The 4,549-nt window shown below is 70.6% G+C and carries 4 protein-coding genes and 1 pseudogene; all 5 read left to right on the forward strand.

Features of this window, described 5'->3' with window-relative positions:
* Window positions 1–754 (forward strand): annotated as a pseudogene (locus tag ACWDO5_RS35240) (hypothetical protein); the annotation flags it as partial.
* A gap of 304 nt (window positions 755–1,058) precedes the next feature.
* Window positions 1,059–2,186, forward strand: a complete 1,128-nt coding sequence (gene proB, locus ACWDO5_RS35245; protein WP_450534608.1) for a glutamate 5-kinase — start codon at window positions 1,059–1,061, stop codon at window positions 2,184–2,186.
* 131 nt (window positions 2,187–2,317) lie between these two features.
* Window positions 2,318–2,830, forward strand: a complete 513-nt coding sequence (locus ACWDO5_RS35250; RefSeq protein WP_450534609.1) for a hypothetical protein — start codon at window positions 2,318–2,320, stop codon at window positions 2,828–2,830.
* 95 nt (window positions 2,831–2,925) lie between these two features.
* Window positions 2,926–4,209 carry a glutamate-5-semialdehyde dehydrogenase gene (locus tag ACWDO5_RS35255; RefSeq protein ID WP_450534610.1) on the forward strand — a complete coding sequence of 428 codons (1,284 nt, stop codon included), beginning with the start codon at window positions 2,926–2,928 and terminating at the stop codon, window positions 4,207–4,209.
* Between the two features lie 90 nt (window positions 4,210–4,299).
* Window positions 4,300–4,549: SCO2584 family spore wall biosynthesis protein (locus ACWDO5_RS35260; RefSeq protein WP_450534611.1), on the forward strand; the 250-nt coding region annotated here is incomplete at its 3' end.

Raw genomic sequence — 4,549 nt, forward strand, 5'->3', positions numbered from 1 at the left:
CGGCGAAGAGGCGCTGGAGCGGTTGGTCGCGATGGCCGACCGTGCCGGTACGGATGTGGTGCTCGGCAAGATCGAAGGCGTCAACCGCAACGCCGCCAAGTCGATGTGGGCCAAGAACGTCGAGCGCGCCGACATCTACGCCTCCAACGTCAAGTTCACGCTGAGTGCGCAGAAGCTCTTCCGGCGCGAACTTCTCGTACGGCTGGGCATGCGCTTCGACGAGACCATGCACACCGGCGAGGACGCGCTTTTCACCATGGAGGCGTATCTGCGGGGCAACGGAGTCTCCGTGGTCGCTGACTACACCTGCTACTACCTGGTCGGCCGCGACGACGGCAAACAGGTGACCAAGAGCGGCAGTTACACGCTGCGCTTCCACTCGGCGCGGGTGCTGATGGAGCTGATCGCCGAGTACGAACCACCAGGCGCGCGGCGCGACCAGCTGATGGTCAGGCCGTTCCTGGTGACACTGCTGCCGCAGTTCGGTCCCGTCGTGCTGAAGCAGAAGGAGGAGATCCTGCTCCACAAGCTGGAGCTGGCAGCGCGCCTGATGGAGGAGTACTGGACGCCGACTGTGGCGCGGCGGCTGGGTGCCAGGGAGCGGCGGCGGCTCACTTGCGTCGCCTGGGGACGGCCGGATCTGCTGAAGGAGGCTCTGCTCGCACCCGTGGTGCCGCGAAAGGTGCCCTTCGGCCCGCGGGTGCTGCGGCGGCTGCGCAGGGACGTACGGCGCCTGCTGCAGAGGGTCCGTTAGGCGGTGTAGCGCCGTACGGGCCCTGCGGGCCGGGGGTGTCCCGCCATCCGGCTTTCGGCGGCCCTGGGGGTGAACGCGGGCTCTTCGGCCTCCTTGCGGGCGCTCTCGGGCGGGCGACGACGTCAAGGCGGGCCCCAAGGACGGCCTTTCGCTCCGATTCGTATGTACGGCTTCGCCCGTGGAAACTGTGACGGCCGGTCAGCCGCGGGAGGTGCGGTGCCCCGGCCGCGACAGCTTGCGGCACGCTGTCCAGCGAGTGAAATGGCCGAGCGCCCACCACATGCCCTGACATAGATTCGGCCCTGTGACAGTGGCAAGACAGCAGGTAACGCAAGCCCGCAGGATCGTCGTCAAGGTCGGCTCGTCCTCCCTGACCACCGCGGTCGGCGGACTCGATGCCGACCGCGTGGACGCCCTCGTCGACGTACTCGCCAAGGTCCGCAGCGGCGGCGAGAAGGAGATAGTGCTGGTCTCCTCCGGAGCCATCGCCGCGGGCCTCGCACCACTGGGCCTGGCCCGCCGCCCCAAGGACCTGGCTCGCCAGCAGGCCGCCGCGAGCGTCGGCCAGGGCCTCCTCGTCGCCCGCTACACCGCCTCCTTCGCGCGCTACGGCGTACGCGTCGGCCAGGTGCTCCTCACCACCGACGACACCAGCCGCCGCGCCCACTACCGCAACGCCTACCGGACCCTGGACCAGCTGCTCGACATGGGCGCCGTCCCCGTTGTCAACGAGAACGACACGGTCGCCACGGACGAGATCCGGTTCGGCGACAACGACCGGCTCGCCGCCCTCGTCGCCCATCTCGTCCGAGCGGATCTGCTGGTCCTCCTCTCGGACGTCGACGGCCTCTACGACGGGGACCCGGCCAGGCCCGGCACCTCGCGGATCGACGAGGTACGCGGCCCCGCCGACATCGCCCACGTACAGATCGGCAGCGCGGGCAAGGCCGGCGTCGGCACCGGCGGCATGGTCACCAAGGTCGAGGCGGCCAGGATCGCGGCCGCCGCCGGCGTCCCCGTCGTCCTCACCTCCGCCAGCCGCGCCGCCGACGCCCTCGCGGGCCGCGCCACCGGCACGTACTTCCACAGCACAGGGCGCCGCTCCGCCGACCGGCTCCTCTGGCTCGCCCACGCCTCCACGCCGCAGGGGTCCCTGACTCTGGACGACGGCGCGGTACGGGCCGTCGTGCAAGGCAGGAAGTCGCTCCTGCCGGCCGGGATCGCCGGGGTCGAGGGCGAATTCAGCGCGGGGGACCCCGTCGAACTGCGCGACACCACGGGCCATGCCGTGGCCCGCGGGCTCGTCAACTTCGACGCCAAGGAGATCCCGCAGCTCCTCGGCCGCTCCACCCGGGAACTCGCCCAGGAACTCGGCCCGGAGTACGAGCGGGAAGTCGTACACAGGGACGATCTGGTCGTCCTGCACCCCTGAAACGGCTGAAAGTCCGGTCTTCTGGCAGAGACCTTCACCAAAAGCGCCCCACGCTTCGCCCGGGACTGGTCAACTTTGTTGCGGAGGATGGCGGGGTACAGCGACACGACACATGCAACAGGAGGCCGCCGGTGCGACGAGCGCGCCCAGGGGATGTGCCCCGCGGGACGGGAGGCATCCCCCACGGCCGCAGGGCCGTGGGCGAGGAACGAGCCCTGACCAGCGTCGGAGCGGGAGCGCACTTCGACGACGGCCAAGCGAGTCAGGGCACCCAGACGAATACATGCGGCGAAGAGCGTGTGCAGTCGAAGCTGTGGCACATCACTCTCAGCGTCTCAGGCGCCGAGGCCCCGCTGAAGGAGGTCCGGCGCGGCCTGGAGCAGCTCGCGCACGACCACCCCTTCCTGCTGACCAGCCGGTACGCCAACGACCACGCGGAGATCCGCTACTGGGAGGAGGCGCGGGACCTGCACGACGCCGCGGCGGTCGCGCTGCGGCTGTGGGGCGAGCACCGCTCCACCGCCCAGCTCCCGCCGTGGGAGATCGTGGGCCTGGAGGTCATCGACCGCCAGACGTACCACCAGCGCATCGCGGAGGGCTACGGCCCGCCGCCGGCCGCCCCGGTGGGCGTACACCCCTTCTGAACCCCTCCTGCCCCTCCTGTCCCTCTTGCCTCACTTCCGTCTCGTAGTGCGGAATACGTGATGGACGCCCGCGCAGGGGCCATTACCCTGCGGGTATGACCTCGCTCTCGCCGTACGACAACCTCTCCCCGGTCGCTAAGGCCGCCTACCGGGCCCGTGGCGCCGCCGCCGACCTCGCGCCGCTGCCGCGGTCGGCCAAGGACGACGCGCTGCTGGCGATCGCGGACGCGCTCGAGGTCCGTACGAGCGAGATCGTCGCGGCCAACGCCGAGGACATCGCGCGTGCCCGGGAGGCAGGCACCAGCGAGTCGATCATCGACCGGCTCACCCTGACCCCGGAGCGGGTGCGGGCCATCGCCGCCGACGTCCGGGACGTGGCCGCGCTGCCCGACCCGGTCGGCGAGGTGGTCCGCGGCTCGACCCTGCCCAACGGCATCGACCTGCGCCAGGTCCGCGTCCCCCTCGGCGTCGTCGGGATCATCTACGAAGCCCGGCCGAACGTCACCGTGGACGCCGCCGCGCTCTGCCTGAAGTCCGGCAACGCGGTGCTGCTGCGCGGCTCCTCCTCCGCGTACTCCTCCAACTCCGCGCTGGTGAAGGTCCTGCGGGACGCGGTCGGCGGCTCCGGCCTGCCCGCCGACGCGGTGCAGCTCGTACCCGGTGAAAGCCGCGATTCCGTACGGGAGTTGATGCGCGCCCGCGGCCTGGTGGACGTGCTCATCCCGCGCGGCGGCGCGTCCCTGATCCGTACGGTCGTCGAGGAGTCCATCGTCCCGGTCATCGAGACCGGTACCGGCAACTGCCATGTCTACGTGGACGCCCAGACCGATCTCGACATGGCCGTCGACATCCTGATCAACTCCAAGGCGCAGCGGCCGAGCGTCTGCAACGCGGCCGAGACACTCCTGGTCCACCAGGACATCGCGGCGGAGTTCCTGCCGCGCGCGCTGGACGCGCTGGCCGAGGCCGGGGTGAAGGTGCACGGCGACGAGCGGGTACTGGAGTACGCCGACGCCACCAAGGCCACGATCGTGGCGGCCACGGCGGAGGACTGGGAGACGGAGTACCTCTCGTACGACATCGCCGCAGCGGTCGTCGACTCGCTGGACGCGGCCGTCGCGCACATCCGGCTCTGGTCCTCCGGGCACACCGAGGCGATCGTCACCACCTCGCAGGCGGCGGCCCGCCGGTTCACCCAGTTGGTCGACTCCACGACGGTCGCCGTGAACGCGTCCACGCGGTTCACGGACGGCGGCCAGTTCGGATTCGGCGCCGAGATCGGAATCTCCACGCAGAAGTTGCACGCGCGCGGCCCGATGGGCCTGCCGGAGCTGACCTCGACGAAGTACATCGTGACAGGGGACGGTCACACTCGGTGATCGGCAAAGGGGCTGTGCGGGGCGTCATCCGGGCAGGGAGAGTTCACGCTCTCTCTGCCCAAACCGCCTGGCCCGGTCTACTCTGAAGGCGTGCCGGACGACGTGGGGGGCAAGCCGTTCCCGGACGGCTGGGAGCCCGACGACGACCGCGGGGGCGCGGACGAGGACTTCGCCTCCGTGGTGTTTGACGAGGACTTCGTACGGGCCGCCGAGATCCATGAGCCGACCGCCGTCGAGCGGCTGCTGGCTGCCGCACAGGCCTTCGCCGGGGCACCCCGTACCGACGGTCTGCTCTCCTTCCATGTCAAGGCGGTCCCGGCCGGCTGGGTTTCCAGCGCCC

The sequence above is a fragment of the Streptomyces sp. NPDC000880 genome, assembly GCF_053599675.1.

What these genes read in the sequence shown, in the direction of transcription:
- ACWDO5_RS35255 (WP_450534610.1), top strand. Translation starts at nt 2,926, where the DNA reads ATGACCTCGCTCTCGCCGTACGACAACCTCTCCCCGGTCGCTAAGGCC.